Source organism: Vogesella mureinivorans (genome assembly GCF_007644035.1).
Lineage (GTDB): Bacteria > Pseudomonadota > Gammaproteobacteria > Burkholderiales > Chromobacteriaceae > Vogesella > Vogesella mureinivorans.
On the sequence record NZ_VMTV02000633.1, the window covers coordinates 1 to 408 of the forward strand.

Sequence of the window (408 nt, forward strand, 5' to 3'; positions counted from 1 at the left end):
GCCCACACTCATCGTGCTGAACCAGATGGACGCGGCGAAGCGGCGCGGCATCCGCATCGACCGCGAGGCGCTCGCCGCAGAGCTGGGCGTGCCGGTGCTCGAGACCGTTGCGGTCAAGCGCCACGGCGCCGCGGAGCTGCTGGCCGCACTGGATGCGCCGCTGCCGTCGAGCGCGTCGCGAGAGTTCGATGCCACGGACGGCCTGCACACCCGCGTGCGCGATCTGCTCAGGCGCTGCGTGGAAATGCCCGAGCGCACCGCGCGCATCGACGAGCAGCTCGACCGCGTGCTGCTGCATCCGCTGTACGGCCTGCTGATCCTGGCCGTGGTGATGTTCTGCATTTTCCAGGCGGTGTTCAGCTGGGCCTCGCCGCTCAGCGAGGGCATCGATGCCGGCACCGCCTGGCT

Annotated in this window: 1 protein-coding gene; it reads left to right on the forward strand. The window is 70.3% G+C overall.

Annotated features, from left to right (window positions below; translation table 11 throughout):
* Positions 1-408 (forward strand): FeoB small GTPase domain-containing protein (locus tag FLQ44_RS17015; RefSeq protein ID WP_276607871.1); only part of this gene is annotated, 408 nt, incomplete at both ends.